1 protein-coding gene and 1 pseudogene are annotated in these 1,544 nt (G+C 61.8%); both read right to left on the reverse strand.

Annotated elements, in window-relative coordinates; genetic code table 11:
• On the reverse strand, positions 1-212 hold a 212-nt coding region (locus NKI54_RS36230; RefSeq protein ID WP_352694636.1), incomplete at its 3' end, for a hypothetical protein.
• Positions 213-381: 169 nt separating this feature from the next.
• Positions 382-1,389, reverse strand: a pseudogene (locus NKI54_RS36235) (IS3 family transposase); the annotation flags it as partial.
• Between the last annotated feature and the right edge of the window lie 155 nt (positions 1,390-1,544).

Here is a 1,544-nt window from a genome sequence, read left to right on the forward strand (position 1 = left end):
TCAACCGCAATGGACTGGTGACCGGCCACGGCAATCGATGGACCCGCGAACGGGTCACCGCGCACAGGTCGCATCATAAGATCCCTGTCTTCCGGCCAGCGGCCGACGGCAAAGAGCCATGGCTTAACCTGAACAAGGCGGCGCGCCTTCTCGGCGTTGCCCCGAAGACCCTCAGGCTCGCCGCCGAGGCGGGCGAGATCGAAGGCGTTCATCCTCTGCCGGATGGTCCATGGATCTTCAGCCGATCAACGCTTGGCGAACCGGCGGCTCAACGCATCGTTCATCGCGCGCGGCAAACCCACAATACCCCACGGGATCGCGCCCCGATCAGCAAAACCTGTTCACTTCAACGACATAGACAGATGGGTGTTATGAAACAGGATTTAAGTCCTCCCGCCATTCGGCGATGGCGCTGCGGGCGTGGTCGAGGCCGAAGAACAGGCTCTCGTTCAAGAGCTCGTCGCGCATGCGACCGTTGAAGGATTCGACATAACCGTTCTGCATCGGCTTGCCCGGCGCGATGTAGTGCCATTCGATCCTGTGATCCTTCGACCATGCAAGGATGGCGTTCGAGGTGAACTCGGTGCCATGGTCGGAGACGATCATGCCTGGCTTGCCGCGCTGGTCGATCAGTTCCGTCAGCTCGCGAGCAACCCGACGGCCGGAGATCGAGGTGTCCGGAATCGCGGCCAGACATTCGCGTGTCACGTCGTCGACGATGTTGAGCACACGGAAGCGCCGGCCGCAGGCGAACTGGTCATGGACGAAATCCAGCGACCAGCGCGCATTCGGCTTTGCCTCGACCAGGATCGGCGCCCGCGTGCCGACTGCTCGCCGTCTTGCCCGGCGCTTGCGCACCGTCAGACCTTCCTCGCGATAGAGACGGTAGATACGGTTGATCCCAGATGCCTCGCCCTCGCGCCTGAGCAGAATAAACAGCCGCCGGTAGCCGAAGCGTCGGCGCTCGTTCGCGAGGTCACGCAGCCGACCACGCAGCTCCGTCTCTGGCGGTCGGCGAGACTGGTAGCGGATCATCTTGCGATCGGCGCAGACAAAGGAACAGGCCCGACCCTCCGATAGGCCCATGACGGCCTGCAGATGCGCGACGGCTGGCGGCGGGCCCTACCATTTTTTTGACAGAAGCTCGCGCAGTGCCGAGGCTTCGAGCATCTGGTCGGCGAGCAACTTCTTCAGCTTGGCGTTCTCGTCTTCCAGAGCCTTCAGCCGCTTGGCGTCAGAGACGTCCATCCCGCCATACTTGGCCTTCCAGTTATACAGCGTCGCCTCCGAGACCCCGTGCTTGCGGGCAAGATCGCCCGCCTTCGCACCCGCCTCATGCTCGCGCAGAACCGCGATGATCTGCTCTTCCGTAAACCGCTTCCTCTTCATCAGTCCGTCCTTCAATCAAGGCCCGGACTCTAATCTCAGATGGAGGAAATTCTCAGTGGCATGTATGGACGGCCTCCGCGTGGCAAGGGCTTTCTGACATTGATGACAGGTTGGTCGGGTGCAGGCATGTATTCGGCCTTTGAGTGCGGCCTGTT

This window comes from Mesorhizobium sp. M0663, assembly GCF_040320585.1.
Lineage (GTDB): Bacteria > Pseudomonadota > Alphaproteobacteria > Rhizobiales > Rhizobiaceae > Mesorhizobium.